The sequence below is a fragment of the Spartobacteria bacterium UBA695 genome (assembly GCA_002298145.1).
In the GTDB taxonomy this organism is placed as follows: domain Bacteria; phylum Verrucomicrobiota; class Verrucomicrobiia; order Chthoniobacterales; family Chthoniobacteraceae; genus UBA695.
Window position 1 is genome coordinate 137,068 of the sequence record DBMP01000025.1, and the last position, 14,632, is coordinate 151,699.

Below are 14,632 nucleotides of genomic sequence, written 5' to 3' on the forward strand. Positions count from 1 at the left end.
GCGAACGAGCCGCAATCCCCGGCTTGTTTCGCCGAAGAGCCGCCGTTAACGTGGCTCTCCGATGGCCAGAGTCCTCTTCCACCTCGATATGGACGCGTTCTTCGCCTCCGTCGAACAGCGCGACAACCCGGCGCTTGCAGGCAAGCCGGTGATCGTCGGCGCGCCGCCGGACCGTCGTGGAGTCGTCTCGGCCGCCAGCTACGAGGCCCGGGCCTTCGGCGTTCATTCCGCCATGCCCTCCCGCACGGCCTATCGGCTCTGCCCCGGGGGGATCTTCGTCTCCCCACGCATGAGCGCCTACCGGGACGTATCGCGCCAGATCATGGCACGCCTCGCGGGCTACGCCGACGCCATCGAGCCGATGTCCATCGACGAAGCGTACCTCGAAATGAGCAGCCGTTTCCAGGACCTCCCCGCGGACGATGCCATCCGCGCCGCTATGGACCTGGGGAGGGAAATCAAAGAAACCATCCGGCAAGAACATCGGCTCAACGCCTCCATCGGCATCGCCACCAACAAACTGCTCGCCAAAATCGCCAGCGATTACGACAAACCCGACGGCCTTTTTTGCATCACCGAGAGCGAGAAAAAAGCCTTCCTGCGCCCCCTGCCCGCCTCATCCATCCACGGCGTGGGCAAAGTCACCGCCGAAGTCCTCACCAAAGCGGGCCTGCGCACCATCGGCGACATCCAGGACCACCCCGGGGACCTGCGCGCGCTCGTCGGCTCCTTCGGCGCGGCCCTCAAACGCTACGCCTGCGGCGAGGACGACCGGGCGCTGGAAGTCGAAGGCGAAGTTAAGAGCATCAGCGTCGAGGACACCTTCGAGCGGGACACCGAAGACCGCCGCATTCTGGTCCCCACGCTCAAAGCGCAGGCCGAGGAAATCGCGCGCAAACTCTCGCGCGAGCAACTCGCCGCCAAAACCGTCCAAGTCAAAGTACGTTACAGCGACTTCAAGACCCTCACGCGGCAGATCAGCATCGAAGACCCGGTGGAGGACGCCGAGACCCTCTACCTCCTGGCTTGCAGCCTCCTGCGCCGGGACCGCCTCGTCACGCGCCCCCTGCGGCTGCTAGGCCTAGGAGTCTCGCGCATGGTCCCGCCCGCCTCGCAACTCATGCTGCCGTTTTAGCAAATAACAGGCCTCAAAAATCAGGAAAACAGTCGGAGTTGACCCCAAGGTTATTTTAGTTTTCTTGCTAGTCTCTTTGAAATTTCAGGAATTCCGACCGAGGAGGGAATGCCAACCTTGTTTGCTAGTCGCGGGCTATATTCGTATATGTCTTTGGCTGTTACATTATGCCAGACAGGCAGAATAACGTCGTTTTTCTCCATTATTTCTCTTGTAAAGATGGAATCGTATTCGGCCTTTGTCCACCCCTCGTTCGATAGAAAATTCGGCGATAGAACTAGAATACATTTTTTTGCCTCACGTAGCCCTTTTTCGATACTCTCTCGGAGATCGTCACCGACAGCTAACGAATATTCGTCATACCATACAGGGCACATGTTTTTTGAAAGATCGACCACCAAATCTCGAACCAAGGCATCTTTATCTCTGGAATCGTGTGATATAAATGCTAAGGGTTTTTCAAATCCGGATCTTATTTCTGCATAGCATCTATCCCGAACTAAAACATGGAACCCATGCAGCCCTCCTTCATCTGCAATTCTCCCCCTTTCTTCCGGGCTCAGACTCTCATTAATATAGAGAAATATTCGCTTGGTAAAAACAAGAGTTGTTGATGATGCCTTTTCGGGATAATCAGCAAATCCTGTCATTATTTCGATACCGTCGCCTGATGATGTAAGCACACATTGGGCTGCTTCCTGGGATCGAAAAATGGCTCGCGCTTTCTCCAGAATATTGGATCCTTCAGAAATATAGAGAGCTAAGTATTTTGCATTTGCATCATATTCTAGGGCTATCTTTACAAAAACGCTTTCTATATTTTCACCCATTCCGTTGTGCAGTTGCCACTCAGTCTGCAAGCACATGCACTTGATATCTGTGTCAAAATATTCCCGTATCGTGGCCATATTTACCGCAACTCATTAGGCCTAACGAAACCGAAAATCAATGTTTCACTCAAATTAAGACCTTGCCTGATTAAAACACCAAGAGGCGTGCACGAACTGGCACGGCGGGACGCAGGAGCGAGAATGGCTGCCTCACTAGGACTCGAACCTAGACAAGCAGATCCAGAATCTGCTGTGCTACCATTACACCATGAGGCAGTTGGCGTCTCCTCCCGGGTTGCGGGAAGGGTTTGGATTAGTAGCCGGAATCCGCTCCGGCTGCAATAGAAATTTCGGCTTTCCCCCTCCCTCTACGGGCTCTTTCTCTAAAAAATTCCCCCTATTTTCCGTCGTCCCAGATGAAGTGCTCCAGTCGCAGGCGCTCCATTTGCCGTTTGGCTTCTTCGGCTCGCGGGCCTTCGACTCCGGCCATTTTCCGGTAGATGGCGATGGCGCTTTTCCACTGTTCGCGCTTTTCGCTCAGGCGGCAGGCGTCGAATCCGGCTTTGTAAAACCAAAAGTACTCCTGCGGGTGGGCTGAGCCGATGTCGACGACTTGGTAGTAGGCCGCTAGCGCTTCGTCCAGGCGCCCAAGGAGTTCGAGGCATTGGCCTTTGTTGTAGAGGGCCCGGTGCAGGACGGTGGCGGGGATGCCCGGTTCGGCGGCCAGTCGCTCGTAGAGGGCGAGGGCTTGTTCGTTGCGCTGGGGGTCTTTGGTTTTGGCGGCCAGGAGGATGAGGTTGTCGGCTTCGCCTGCGATGGCGGCCCATTTGATTTCGCTCTGGGGGTTGGCCCTCAGGATGTCTTCGTAGATTTTGACGGCGTCGGATTCGTTGCCGAGGCGCTTCTGGATTTCGGCCAGGTGCAGGCGGGCGTTGAGTTTGAAGGGGCCGTTGCGCGAGGCGACGTCGCTGAAGAGCCGGATGGCGTCGTCCATGCCGTTGATGCGCTGCATGGAGGCTTGCCCGGCGAGGAATAGGGCGGCTTCGACGAGGGGTGAGTTGGGGTTCTCTTCGGCGAGGGTCTGGAACTGGCTCTGGGCGCTGGCGAAGTCTCCGATGCGGAAGTAGACTTGGCCAAGTTTCATGCGTACTTCGGCAAGGTGGCCGGTTTGCTGTAGGGCGGCCTGAGGGTGGCGCTCGATGTAGCTGAGGCAGAGGGCGATGATTTTTTCGTCTTTGGGCGGGTTGGCGGCTTCGGCGACGAAGATGGCGAGGTAGTCGGCGCCTTCGGCGGTGCTGACGGGGGCCGGGGAGTCGTTGACGACGCGCAGGTAGCGGGCGGCTTCGCCGAGCTGGCCTCCGGCGTAGTGGAGTTCGGCCAGGGCGAGCTGGGCGTCGGCGGTGCGGGGGTTACCGGGGAAGTCGTGGATGAATTTGCAGAGGGCCTGGTCGGCTTTGGGGTCGCCTTGGCGGGCGCGCAGGAGGCCTTCTTCGAGGATTAAGCCGGGGCGCAGGGCGCTCTCGGGGTAGAGGCGGCTGAATTCCTGGTAGTCCTGGCCAAAGCGGGTGAAGTTTCTCTGGTGGAGCCAGGAGAGGGCGGTGTTGTAGCGGGCGAGCTCGGCGAGGTCGGGGGCGTGGTCTCCGGCGCTCCGGTAGATGGTGGCGGCGAGGACGTATTCACCGGCCTTGAAGTGGGCCTGGGCGGAGGCCATTTCGATTTCGGCCTGGAGTTCCCTGGAGGGGGCGGTGCGGAGGGCTTCGTCGAAGGCTTTCTGGGCGTCGGCGAATTTGCCGGTGTCGGTGAGGAGGCGGCCGCGCATGAGCAGGGCCTCGGCCAGGAGCGGGTGGCGGGGGAAGCGGGTCGGAAAATCGCGCAGGACTTCCAGGGCGCGGTCTGGTTTTTCGTCGCGCAGCAGGCCTTTGGCCCAGTAGTAGGTGGCGTAACCGGCGCGGAGCGAGGGCTCGCGCTGGGCCCATTTTTGGAGTTCGCCTAGGGAGGCGCTGCTTTCGCCGCTGTAGATGATGTCGAGCTTGCGGAAGAGGGCGTCGAGGGAGGGGCTCTGTTCGTGTTTCCAGATGTACTGTTCGAGGATGTCGTCGGCGGCGGTGAGGCCGATGAGTTCCGTGCGGGATTCGGTCATCCCGAGGGCAGCGCCGACCATCATGTCGTTGGAAAGGTTGTGGGGGGCTTGCTGGAGGGCTTCGAACCGGGTGAAGGCTTCGGCGTTGCGGCCCGCGTTGAGGAGCATGCGGGCTTCGAGGTAGTCTTTCCACTTCCGTTCGCGGTCGCCGAGCGGGGGCTTGAGGCTGTTGAGGACGCCCTGGCAGTCTTTGTCGTTGCCGGTTTCCAGCAGCAGCTCGGCGAGCCGAAGGGAGACTTCCGGGGGGGCTCCCGCGGCGATGCTTTTGAGGGCGTCGATGGCTTCCGCCGGACGGCCCAGCACCTGGAGGCACTCGGCTTTGCCTGCGATGGCCCGGGGCTCTCGGGCGAGATCGGGCAGCGAATAAAGGTTCAGGGCCGCATTCCAGTCTCCGGCGGCGGCGAGGATGCGCGCCTCCAGGAGCGGGGCCTGCACTTCGGGGTCGCGGGATTGTTTGAGGGCCTCGTCCACGCGGCCCGCGGCTAGGAAGGCCTCGGCAAGGCGGGTTTTCGCCTCGCGGCGGAGGGCGGGGGCGAGGGGGGCGGAGGCGTTCAACTGCGCCTGGAGCTTTACGACGGCTACTTCGGGCACGCCTTCATCCAGGGCGCGGACGGCTTCGTCCAATGGAGAGGCGAACCCCCTGGCGACCAGGGCGCTAAAGAGTAACAGAGCCAGCCGAAGCCGGGGATGGAAACAGGGCAAAGTCATGAGACAGCCCTTTCCATATTCCAGTTTTCTAAAAAAATGAAGGGAAACGCGCTGGCTCCGTCTAAAAGAGTGAAAGCTTGATTCCCGTTACTAAATTCTTTATAAGAGAAAACCCCGCATTTTCCCTTACGCTTCCCTAGAACAGAATATGAATTTCCCTCCCGTCCGTTCCAAGACGCTCTACTTGATTGCGTTTGCCGCGATTCTGATCTTTTTCGCCTCCTCGTTAACTACGGATATCGACCGCCCGTGGGTCAACCAGATCGACTTCAACGGCGCGGTCTGGTCCCAGGCGGCCCATAACATCCTGCGCGCGGGGCTTTTCGAGACGCAGGGGGCTTCCACTGCTTTCTACTTCGGCCCGCTGCCGATCCCCAACCGTGGGTACTACCTCCACCATCCGCCGCTTCTGCACCTGGCTGTGGCGGCGATGTTCGCGGTGTTCGGGGAGCACGAATGGGCGGCCCGGGCTGTGCCGATCGCCTGCATGATGGCGAGCGTCGTTCTGCTCTGGCTCTTGGTGAATCACACGATGGGGCCGCGCACGGCGACGTTCACAGCGGCGGCGTTCGTGGGGCTGCCGATGACGCTGCGCTACGGCCCGATGGTTAATTTTGAGCCGATGGTGCTGACGCTGATCCTGCTGGCGCTGCTCTCGCTACGCTACTGGGAGACCACTGGCCGGGCGCTGTGGAAATACCTCTTTTTCGGAGCCTTGCTCACGGGCATGTGGGTGGACTGGGCGATGCACCTCTTCGCGATTGTGATTTTCGCCTGGTGGATGACCCGCCCGGGGCGGCCTCAGCGCCGCTTGGCCTGGGCGGTGCTGATTGTCACGGCCATTTCCGGCGCGCTTTACTTGATCCATACGCAGATCCTGCGGCCCGACGCTCTCAAGGACCTGCAAAATACGTTCCTGGTCCGGGTGGCTTCCGACGAGAAATATAAATTCACCTTCGCCCAGTGGCTGAGCCGCGTCAGCCGGAGCGCGCTCAATCATTACCTCTGGATCGGCATTATCCCGGCAGTAATCGGGTCGGTAATCACCTGGAAGCGCCGCCATGAGGAAGGCTTCCGCTGGATGGGCTGGGCGGCCTTTACCGTCGCCGCCATGGACGCCATTTTCGTCGGCGTATTCCAGAACGACTCGTACATCCACGAATACATCGCCTTTTACTTCATCATGCCCGTGGCCGTGATGATCGGCATCGCGCTCAACGAGGCCTCGCTCGCTGCGGAACGCCTCGGCAAATGGCGCGCGCTGGGGTATGCGTGCGTCTGGATCTTCACCATCGCCGCCATCGGTGCGGGCGAGGCGCAAACGACCTCCATGGCCGGGCGCTTCTGCATCCTGGACCCGGCAAGCAACAAGACGGAGCCGGAAACCCTGATCCCGCAGCTTGGCGCGGCGATCCGTAAGCATTTCTCCCCGAAGACCCGCGTGCTCTGCAACTTCATGCCTTACTACGGGCCGCACCTCCTGTACTACGCCGAGCGCGAAATGGCCCCGAACCTCGCCGATCCGCGCGACTGGAAGCCGTACATCCAGGAGAACAAGGGAACTGAAATGGGCGGCATTGTCTGGATGGGCGACGAGGACGCCCCCGCCATCATCGCCAATCTGCCCCCGGGCAAGAAGGAGTTCGTGCGGCTGGAGAACGAGAGCTTCTGCGTCTGGACGCCCGGGCCCCGGCGGTTCTAGGGGCCCCAACCGCGCCCTTACCGCGCCCGATGCACTGGAATCTCCTGGCCATTGGCAAACCGAAGCTCGCCTACGCGAAGGAGGGCATTGAGGAGTATGCAAAGCGCATGAAGGGCTTTGCACCGGTGAATATCGATTACCTGAAGGCCTCCACGCGCGAGGCCGAGAGCGCCCTGCTACGCCAGCGCAGTGAGGGATGTTTCCGCATCGTCCTGGACGAACGCGGCGAGGAGCCCACGAGCCGCGAACTGGCCCAAAAGGTGGCGTTATGGGAGCGCGAGAGCGTCAAATCAGTGGCTATTCTGATCGGCGGGGCCGACGGACATACGCCGGAGCTGCGGCAATCAGCCAACTGGACCTGGGCCTTGAGCAAACTGACGCTCCAGCACGAGCTGGCCCTCGTGGTCCTCTGCGAGCAGATCTACCGCGCCTACTCCATTAAGGCGGGGCTCCCCTACCACCGGGATTAGGGGACAGCGCCGCCAGCGCTCATTTGACAAGGCGGTGAACTTATAAAGTGACCGCGAGGGTCACAATTTTCTTGGGCCCTACCGTGAAAACAACCTCATGATTCGCTACCTTTATGTCGCCAGGGTAAACGTGCGGGCCTCGTTCTCCAGCGCCTCGTTCTCCTTAAGCCCGCCGCTGATGACCGCAAAGTTACGCCTTCCGCTGGAAACCCCAGCAAAACGGACCATTGGGAAAGTCAGGTGCGGGAAATAATGGTAGGGGTTCGCCTCGTCGCGGGCAATGCGGCGCTCCACGACGTCAAAGGGAGCTTACATCGTCTTGACCTTCAGATATAAACCGTGGAGCTTCTACCCTCAGCATGACCGATTCCCAATCCAAAGACCCACTTCATGGCGTGACGCTGGAAATGATCCTCACGCGACTGGTCGACTATTACGGTTGGGAGGAAATGGGCCAAAGGATAAATATCCGGTGCTTCAATTTCGACCCGAGCATCAAATCGAGTTTACAGTTTTTACGCAGAACTCCATGGGCCAGAACAAAAGTGGAAGAGCTGTATCTGCGATATGTTCGGCTCTCTGCCCGACAAGCATCACCTCGGGATGACGCTTAAGCAGTCACCGTTTCTGCCCCGCGCTCAAGCGCCAGTCGCTCCGCCGCCTGCCCCACCTTCGCGGCAAGCGGGACAGCAGTCTCCCGATTCAGCCTACAGCCCGCTTAAATGCCGAAATGACGTAGGGATGGGCAATAATAGATGCCACGGGGCGCAGACCCAAGGTTTAGGTCGGATCGTTTGAGGAAGTAGTGCACATTGTGAGGTCGCTTTTCTGTGTTTGTTTGGCGTAACAGAGGAAAGCGAAGGCAGGTGCTGCTTAAGTGTTAGCACATCGGCAAAAAGATCGCCTTGCTTTTCGACGCGATTCAACACTTCGTCTGAGAGAAAGCGCAGGGAGTCCGCCCTATTTGTCTTGAGGCAGCGGGTCACTTCGGACCATGTCACGGGGGTGGAAACGGATGGCTTGGAATTTGCGCGTAGCGAATAAACGCTAACGGTCGTTTTGTGGTCGTCGTTTTGGCTCCAGTCGATGAACACCTTGCCGCGCCGCAACGGCTTTTGCATGCGGGAGACAATCGCCTCGGGATGTTTCCCTTCCAAATGCTCGGCCACTGCGCGGGCAAATAGCTTTGTATTGGAATAGCTGACGGCGGTATTGAGGGGGGCGAAAATCTGCAATCCTTTCGAGCCGGATGTTTTGGGAAAGCTCTTCACTCCAAGGCAGTCCAGCAGTTCTTTGATCCACAACGCCACCTGGCAGCAATGCACGATGTCGGTGCGCGGGCCGGGGTCGAGATCAAAAGCCAGAGCCGTGGGGCGCTCCATGGCCGGAGCGCGGTGCAAAAAAGGGTGCAATTCAAGGTCGGCAAGATTGGCGGCCCACAACAAAGCGGGAAGATCGTTCAGCACGCAGTAATGAATGGGCCCTTTTTCATCCGTGGGAACTCTGACGGTTTTCACCCATTGGGGGCGGTGGGACGGGCATTGCTTTTCGTAGAAAAAAAGGCCTTCCACGCCGTCGGGATAACGCTTCAAAGTGATGGGGCGATCGTGCAAGTGAGGCATCAAAACGGGAGCAATGCGGATGTAGTAATCAATGACTTGCGCTTTGGTGAACCCGACCTCCGGGTACATCACTTTTTCGAGATTCGATACCGGAACACTGCACCCATTAACTTCCAATACTTGCATGCGCCTGCGTGTCATATCGGGGCGGCCTTTTCACGGATGACTTCCCTTGCATTTTTGTCATTGCGGAGCCCAAGGAAAGCGCCTTGCCGCAACTTCCCGTCGCGGGTCCATTCGGAAAAGCGGATCTGGCATACCAGCGTGGGCTCCACCCAGTTCGCCTTCCGCACGGCGCTGGGGAGAGCCTGAAACGGGCAAGCATCGTACTTTAGCGATTGAAGTTTATGGTAAAGTTTCGCCAATGTCTTCGCCGTAAATCCCGTGCCAACTTTGCCTGCAAACTGAAGATATCCTCCTCGGTAATACCCGACTAGGAGCGCGCCGAAGTGCAGCCGGGTGCCAGCCGGAGGCGTATAGCCGCCGATGACAAATTCCTGTTCCTGCACGCATTTGAGTTTGATCCATTGGCGGCTTCGTCGGCCCGATTCATAGATGGAATCGGCTTTCTTGCCGATGATCCCCTCGAGTCCACGGTTTCGGACCTCCCTCAGCAACTCCCGGGGATCGCCATGAATTTCCGCGGAAAAGCGCAGCGGATCGACGACTCCCTTTAGAACTTTCTGTAAGCGCGTGCGGCGTTGATGAAGCGGTTCTTTTTGCAAATCCGCTCCCGCTTCCGCCAAAAGATCGAAGATATAGAAAAATAATGCCGGGGGTTCTTTGCCCATTTCCCTCGATTGCAATTGCTGGAAAGACGGCCGCCCTTGCGAATCCAACGCTACGATTTCGCCGTCGAGAGCCATACTTTCGCCGGGGAGCGCGGCGACCGCCTCGGCGATTTCTGGAAAGTGCAATGGTTTGCCATTGCGAGAAAGCAGCCGCACATTTGTTCCGTCTTTCAGGGCAAGCGCCCGGTAACCGTCAAATTTCAGTTCGTACCGCCAATCACCACGCGGCGGTTCTGAAACAAGCGTGGCCAGCATGGGCGGGTGGAATGATATGCGCGCTTTTTGTCGTTGTTGCTCGCGGGCGATCCCCTCCATCGTCCGGCCAGTGATCGCCGACTCATTTTCCTTTTTCTGCGAGACCGGGCGCATGCTTTCGCCGCTTTTGATCAGCAGCCAGTTTTCCGCATCGCGTCGAATGAGGGTCCATTCCCCTTTCAGCTTTTCGCCGTGAAGGACAAAATGTAATTTCCCCGCAGCCAAATCTTTTGCGGGATGACCGCTTGGCACATCGTAGGTACCCTTGTCCCAAACCATCACCGTGCCGCCACCATATTGGCCCTTGGGAATCACGCCTTCAAAGTCAGCATACGCCAGCGGATGATCTTCCACGGCAACAGCCAGATGTTTTTCCGCGCGCTTGTAGGGCATTCCTTTAGGAACGGCCCATGATTTGAGTGTCCCGCCAAGCTCAAGCCGGAGATCGTAGTGAAGGCGCGATGCATCATGCTTTTGGAGGACAAAATGATGAAGGCTTTTCTTTCCGGTGTCTCCATTAGCGCGTTTTTCGCTCGCGCGGCCTTTCGGTTCAGCCGTGCGGGAAAAATCGCGCTTATGGGTATAGCTGCGAATCGACATGAGATGTCCTTGGCTCGCTCAAGCTCTTCTTGTGCGCGATGGCTTGGCGGGGCTTGGGGAACGCGCCACACGCTTTCTCCGGGCAACACGCTTCCGCCCCGACTCATCCAGACTCTTTTGCAATACGGAGACCAGATCGATCACATTGGTCGGCTTGATCCGATGTATCGGATGCGGGCCGGCCCGTTCGCCTTTCTCGATCTTTTCCTTGATAACGGCTTCCAGCGCTTTTCGGTATTCATCCTCAAAAGCGTCCGGCTTCCACGGCTCCGACATGGAATCGATGAGCGACTCAGCCATTTGCAGCTCCTTTTTCCCGATCGCGGTTGTCGTTGGGACCTTGAATTCATCCACATGGCGCAACTCATCGGCAAAGTGCATCAACTCCAGCATGAGGCCGTTTTCCTGCGGCTTGATCGCAGCCAGGTGCTGGCGGGTTTTGATCACGACTCGCGCGATGGCAATTTTATTGCTGGCCTGCAATGCATCCCGCAACAGCACATAGGCTTTATCGCCCCCCTTTTGCGGTTCCATGTAATACGGCTTTTGGAAAAACACGGGATTCACTTCCGCCAGCTTTACAAAACAGGCGATGTCCACGGTTTGTGTCGCCTCGACATCCACGCGCTTGAAATCCTCATCCTTTAGAATGACGAACTTTCCAGATTCATACTCGTAGCCTTTGACGATTTGATCCCACGGCACCTCCTTGCCGTCCGCTTCAGCCACGCGCCTGTAATTAACCGGACTATGGTCTGTTTTGCGCAAAAGACGAAATTTTATCTCCTCCGTTTTCGTGGCAGAATAAAGCGCGATGGGAATATTCACCAAGCCAAAACTGATCGAGCCCTTCCAAATGGCATTCATTCTTCGCTCCTTTCTTTGAGCCCAAGCCGATGCGCCAGCGCGATGGCATCGAACGGAGCCTTCACTTTGATGTCGTTGTCGAAATAGACGAACACATCGCGTCCATTAGGCGCGGATTTGCCGCCTGGGCAAATACAATGAGTCCGAATAGGCGTGCCGCCGTCGGCCCAGGTCCGAATCTTCCGAGCCCATTCTTTTAGCGCCGCTTCCGTATAGCCGCTGGCATAAAGCTCCTTGTCTCCATGCAAACGCAGATAAACAAAGTCGCTGGTGACATCCTCCATGAAAGGCCATTTCCCGGCGGTATCCGCGACGACCAGTGCTATTCCATATTCCCGCAGTAGCTCGATGAATTCCTTTGTTTCAAACGAGGAATGCCGGACTTCCATCGCATAGCGCAGCGGCCGATCGTCCTGGTTTTCCGGCCCCCCTTCTTCGCCAAATTTGTTTTCGTAAAGCCGGGCCAGGCGAGCGGCGGCGGCTGTATCTTTCGGGAGCATCTCGAAGAAAGCGAGTAATAGCTTCGGGTCAAACCGAAAACTGGGAGGGAACTGCCACAGAATCGGTCCTAATTTATGCCTCAAGCAAAGCGGGCCGGATGCGAAAAAATGGGATAGCGGTTCTTCCACATCCCGGAGCCGCCGGATATGGGTGATGTAGCGGTTGGCCTTGACGGAAAACTGGAAATCGTCCGGCGTGGCGGCGGCCCAGGCTTTATAACTTGCGGGCCGCTGCAACGCGTAAAAAGTGCCATTGATCTCGATGGAATTCAGCTGCCGCGACGCGTATTCCAGTTCTTGCTTTTGCGGCAGCCCCTTTGGGAAAAAAACGCCGCGCCACGGAGCAAAAGTCCATCCTGAAATGCCGATGCGCAGAGCCATTGGTTTTTGGCGGCAAAAAATATTTTTCAGCGGCGAATGGAACGATCTATTATGATCGCCCCAGTAAAATCAAGATCAGCAGAAGCCCCCCCAAACCACCACTCGGATAATAATCCCACCCCGTGCTGTAGGGCCGTCTCGGCAACGCACCGAGCAGAAGCAGGAGCAGAAGAACAAACAGAACAGTGGCCATGGCGTTTTAAAATTAAAGAGCACATCCAAGGGCGGCTCCTTATAGTTACGGATCAAAGATCCCGATAGCGTTTCTCCCCGTATGAGGGCTGCGATCCATCTAGGCAAATCATGCCGCCTCACGAAGCATTTTGATCAAGCGGGCCCTCCCGCACGACCCAGATCATTGGCAACTCAACTCTATTCTCGCGTGAGGTGCCACATGTGGCTGCTGAAGTCTTGCGTGGCGTCGGGAAACTGGAGCCCGGCGTGCATCATCACGTCGCCGCCAAAGGTCCGGTCCAACTCAGCCACGCGGTAGCGGCCCTCGGGATCCAGTCCGCGCAGCCGCAAAATGGCGCTGGGTGGGTTGGGCCGAGAAAGAACCTGAAAGTGGAAGACAACCGCTTCCGAGCCGTCTTCGCTGACCACCATCCATGCCGCAGTGTTCCCCTCGAACGGACTGCGCAGCCGATGGAAGATGCCGTTTTGCAGCAGTCCTCGCAGTTCTTTGTAAGTGGCAATCTGCCTCCGGACGATTCCCCGTTCCTCGTCGCTCAGGCGGTTTAGGTCAAGTTCGTAGCCAAAGTTACCCGACATGGCCACGTGGCCGCGCATCTCAATGGAAGTGTTGCGGCCGACCTGGTGGTTTGGGCAGGCAGAGACGTGCGCGCCCATGGTAATGGTGGGAAAAATGAGGCTGGTGCCGTACTGGATTTTGAGCCGTTCAACGGCATCGCTGTCGTCGCTCGTCCACGTCTGCGGCATGTAGTGGAGCATGCCCGCGTCGAAGCGTCCGCCGCCACCCGAGCAGCTCTCGAAGAGGACTTCGGGAAAGGCAGTGGTGATCCGCTCGAGCACGCTGTAGAGGCCGAGCATGTAGCGGTGGGCAGTCTCGCGCTGGCGTTCGGCGGGGAGGCGGGCAGAGCCGACTTCCGTCATGTGCCGGTTCATATCCCACTTGACGTATTTGATGGGCGCTGAGGCGAGGATGGCGGAGACGCTATCCACCATGGCATCGCACACGTCCTGTCGGGAGTAGTCAAGGACGAGCTGCTGGCGACTCTCGGTACGAGCCCGATCGGGAACGTGCAGGCACCAGTCGGGGTGGGCGCGGTAGAGATCGCTGTCGGGGGAGATCATTTCCGGCTCGAACCAGAGGCCGAATTCCATCCCTTTGGCGTTGATCCGGCGGACGAGGTCGGGCAGGCCGGAGGGGAGCTTTTTGAGATTGGGCGTCCAGTCGCCGAGCGAGGAGCGGTCATCATCGCGCTTGCCGAACCAGCCGTCATCGAGAACAAAGAGCTCAATGCCGAGTTGGGCCGCAGTGTCGGCAATGGCTTCAATTTTTTCAGCATTGACGTTGAAGTAGGTGGCTTCCCAGTTGTTGATAAGGATGGGGCGGATTTTGTCCCTCCAAACGCCACGACAAAGCCGCTGACGGTAGAGCCGATGGTAGCGTTGGGAGAGGCCACCGAGTCCTTCATTGGAGAAAATGAGCACGACTTCGGGAGTCTGGAACGATTCACCGGGATTCAGCCGCCAAGTGAAATTGAATGGATTGATGCCAATGGCCACGCGCGTCTGAGAAAGCTGATCGACTTCGGCCTGGGCCAGGAAGTTGCCGCTATAGACCAGGCTGAGGCCGTAGACGCGGCCTCGATCCTCCGTGGCACTGGGCTCCAACAGGGCGACAAACGGGCTCTGTTGGTGGCTGCTGGCTCCACGACGGCTTTCGACGGATTGGACGCCAGAACGAAGGGGCTGGCGAACAATATGCCGCTCGCGCGCGGAGGCGCCGCTCAGTTGCAAGAAGTCAAAGTCGGCCTCAGGGAAGTCTACCGATGCGCTCAAAGCCCGCAGCAGGCGGACCGGGGCGGCTCCGGCGTTAACAAACCGGGCCGAGCGGGTAATGGCGTCGAAACTCTCAAACACTGAATACGATAAAATAATTTCAATACCCGTCAGCTCATCACACAAAAGGATCTCCAGGGTTTCCGCTTCTTCTGGAGCTTCCACATAGGTAGCAGGAAGCCCGGCCAGCGGCGCCTTACCTTGCTGAATGGCGTGCTTGACGTAGCGGAAGCAGCTCACGGTCGTGCCGTCGGAGCCCTCCACCTCAAATGCGGGGGAGCGAAAATCACCTCGGCCATAGTCGGGGTATTCACGGAGAAGCGAATCCAGAGAAACCGTTTCGCCGTCCAAAGTAAAAATAGGGGCGAATGAGCCATCCCGCTTCACCCCAAGGTGCAGAACCTCGGGCTGCCGCAGAGAGGATCCCCAGTAGGCATGAAGGAGGTGGCCATCCAAAACCCGCAATACATAACTGGTCCCGCGGGTGCGAAGGTGAAAAAGGGTGCCGTCAAAGTTAATCATAAAAAGATCGCAGTCTATACATAGCTATCTCAAGCTCAGGGCCGGACTGATGCGAAGGGCATCTGGTGTGGACGCGGCTGAGAT

At 58.1% G+C, this 14,632-nt stretch carries 12 protein-coding genes, 1 tRNA gene and 1 pseudogene; 4 read left to right on the top strand and 10 right to left on the bottom strand.

Features of this window, described 5'->3' with window-relative positions:
* Positions 1-61: 61 nt before the first annotated feature.
* A complete protein-coding gene (gene dinB / locus B2828_RS14610) occupies positions 62-1,135 on the top strand; it encodes a DNA polymerase IV (protein ID WP_479634506.1) in 1,074 nt (357 codons plus the stop codon).
* A 50-nt stretch (positions 1,136-1,185) separates the two neighbouring features.
* Here dinB and B2828_RS14615 read toward each other — a convergent pair whose 3' ends face one another.
* The 3 genes from B2828_RS14615 to B2828_RS14625 all read right to left on the bottom strand — a co-directional run bounded on the left by B2828_RS14615 (position 1,186) and on the right by B2828_RS14625 (position 4,813).
* The gene (locus tag B2828_RS14615; protein WP_479634507.1) at positions 1,186-2,043 is read right to left on the bottom strand and encodes a toll/interleukin-1 receptor domain-containing protein; all 858 of its coding nucleotides are present in this window, start codon (positions 2,041-2,043) and stop codon (positions 1,186-1,188) included.
* 124 nt (positions 2,044-2,167) lie between these two features.
* Positions 2,168-2,241: transfer RNA gene (locus tag B2828_RS14620), tRNA-Gln, on the bottom strand.
* Positions 2,242-2,362: 121 nt separating this feature from the next.
* Positions 2,363-4,813 (bottom strand): tetratricopeptide repeat protein, encoded by a 2,451-nt coding sequence (locus tag B2828_RS14625; RefSeq protein ID WP_479634508.1) that lies wholly within the window; start codon positions 4,811-4,813, stop codon positions 2,363-2,365.
* A 148-nt stretch (positions 4,814-4,961) separates the two neighbouring features.
* On the opposite strand from B2828_RS14625, the gene B2828_RS14630 reads away from it, so the two are divergent.
* Together B2828_RS14630 and B2828_RS14635 are read left to right on the top strand one after the other, a co-directional pair.
* A complete protein-coding gene (locus tag B2828_RS14630; RefSeq protein WP_479634509.1) occupies positions 4,962-6,515 on the top strand; it encodes an ArnT family glycosyltransferase in 1,554 nt (517 codons plus the stop codon).
* Between the two features lie 29 nt (positions 6,516-6,544).
* Positions 6,545-6,985 carry a 23S rRNA (pseudouridine(1915)-N(3))-methyltransferase RlmH gene (locus B2828_RS14635; protein WP_479634510.1) on the top strand — a complete coding sequence of 147 codons (441 nt, stop codon included), beginning with the start codon at positions 6,545-6,547 and terminating at the stop codon, positions 6,983-6,985.
* Between the two features lie 111 nt (positions 6,986-7,096).
* Here B2828_RS14635 and B2828_RS14640 read toward each other — a convergent pair whose 3' ends face one another.
* Positions 7,097-7,279 carry a hypothetical protein gene (locus B2828_RS14640; RefSeq protein ID WP_479634511.1) on the bottom strand — a complete coding sequence of 61 codons (183 nt, stop codon included), beginning with the start codon at positions 7,277-7,279 and terminating at the stop codon, positions 7,097-7,099.
* A gap of 65 nt (positions 7,280-7,344) precedes the next feature.
* On the opposite strand from B2828_RS14640, the gene B2828_RS14645 reads away from it, so the two are divergent.
* Positions 7,345-7,599 carry a VF530 family protein gene (locus tag B2828_RS14645; protein ID WP_479634512.1) on the top strand — a complete coding sequence of 85 codons (255 nt, stop codon included), beginning with the start codon at positions 7,345-7,347 and terminating at the stop codon, positions 7,597-7,599.
* 240 nt (positions 7,600-7,839) lie between these two features.
* Here the strand turns inward: B2828_RS14645 and ligD (B2828_RS14650) are convergent.
* The 6 genes and pseudogenes from ligD (B2828_RS14650) to B2828_RS14675 form a co-directional block, all read right to left on the bottom strand.
* Positions 7,840-8,733: pseudogene (gene ligD / locus B2828_RS14650) on the bottom strand (non-homologous end-joining DNA ligase); the annotation flags it as partial.
* 11 nt (positions 8,734-8,744) lie between these two features.
* Positions 8,745-10,253 carry a non-homologous end-joining DNA ligase gene (ligD, locus tag B2828_RS14655; RefSeq protein WP_479634513.1) on the bottom strand — a complete coding sequence of 503 codons (1,509 nt, stop codon included), beginning with the start codon at positions 10,251-10,253 and terminating at the stop codon, positions 8,745-8,747.
* 18 nt (positions 10,254-10,271) lie between these two features.
* Positions 10,272-11,120 (bottom strand): non-homologous end joining protein Ku, encoded by an 849-nt coding sequence (gene ku / locus B2828_RS14660; RefSeq protein ID WP_479634514.1) that lies wholly within the window; start codon positions 11,118-11,120, stop codon positions 10,272-10,274.
* Positions 11,117-12,001: a DUF72 domain-containing protein gene (locus B2828_RS14665; RefSeq protein ID WP_479634515.1), complete on the bottom strand. Its 885-nt coding sequence runs from the start codon at positions 11,999-12,001 to the stop codon at positions 11,117-11,119. The genes ku and B2828_RS14665 overlap by 4 nt, the downstream gene beginning before the upstream one ends.
* A 49-nt stretch (positions 12,002-12,050) precedes the next feature.
* Positions 12,051-12,194, bottom strand: coding sequence for a DUF3309 family protein (locus B2828_RS14670; protein ID WP_479634516.1), 144 nt, complete (start codon positions 12,192-12,194; stop codon positions 12,051-12,053).
* A 179-nt stretch (positions 12,195-12,373) separates the two neighbouring features.
* Positions 12,374-14,548: an alpha-galactosidase gene (locus tag B2828_RS14675; RefSeq protein ID WP_479634517.1), complete on the bottom strand. Its 2,175-nt coding sequence runs from the start codon at positions 14,546-14,548 to the stop codon at positions 12,374-12,376.
* Positions 14,549-14,632 lie beyond the last annotated feature (84 nt).

What these genes read in the sequence shown, in the direction of transcription:
- B2828_RS14625 (WP_479634508.1), bottom strand. Translation starts at nt 4,813, where the DNA reads ATGACTTTGCCCTGTTTCCATCCCCGGCTTCGGCTGGCTCTGTTACTC.
- B2828_RS14630 (WP_479634509.1), top strand. Translation starts at nt 4,962, where the DNA reads ATGAATTTCCCTCCCGTCCGTTCCAAGACGCTCTACTTGATTGCGTTT.
- B2828_RS14675 (WP_479634517.1), bottom strand. Translation starts at nt 14,548, where the DNA reads ATGATTAACTTTGACGGCACCCTTTTTCACCTTCGCACCCGCGGGACC.
- B2828_RS14645 (WP_479634512.1), top strand. Translation starts at nt 7,345, where the DNA reads ATGACCGATTCCCAATCCAAAGACCCACTTCATGGCGTGACGCTGGAA.
- dinB (WP_479634506.1), top strand. Translation starts at nt 62, where the DNA reads ATGGCCAGAGTCCTCTTCCACCTCGATATGGACGCGTTCTTCGCCTCC.
- B2828_RS14635 (WP_479634510.1), top strand. Translation starts at nt 6,545, where the DNA reads ATGCACTGGAATCTCCTGGCCATTGGCAAACCGAAGCTCGCCTACGCG.
- B2828_RS14665 (WP_479634515.1), bottom strand. Translation starts at nt 12,001, where the DNA reads ATGGCTCTGCGCATCGGCATTTCAGGATGGACTTTTGCTCCGTGGCGC.
- ku (WP_479634514.1), bottom strand. Translation starts at nt 11,120, where the DNA reads ATGAATGCCATTTGGAAGGGCTCGATCAGTTTTGGCTTGGTGAATATT.
- ligD (WP_479634513.1), bottom strand. Translation starts at nt 10,253, where the DNA reads ATGTCGATTCGCAGCTATACCCATAAGCGCGATTTTTCCCGCACGGCT.
- B2828_RS14615 (WP_479634507.1), bottom strand. Translation starts at nt 2,043, where the DNA reads ATGGCCACGATACGGGAATATTTTGACACAGATATCAAGTGCATGTGC.
- B2828_RS14670 (WP_479634516.1), bottom strand. Translation starts at nt 12,194, where the DNA reads ATGGCCACTGTTCTGTTTGTTCTTCTGCTCCTGCTTCTGCTCGGTGCG.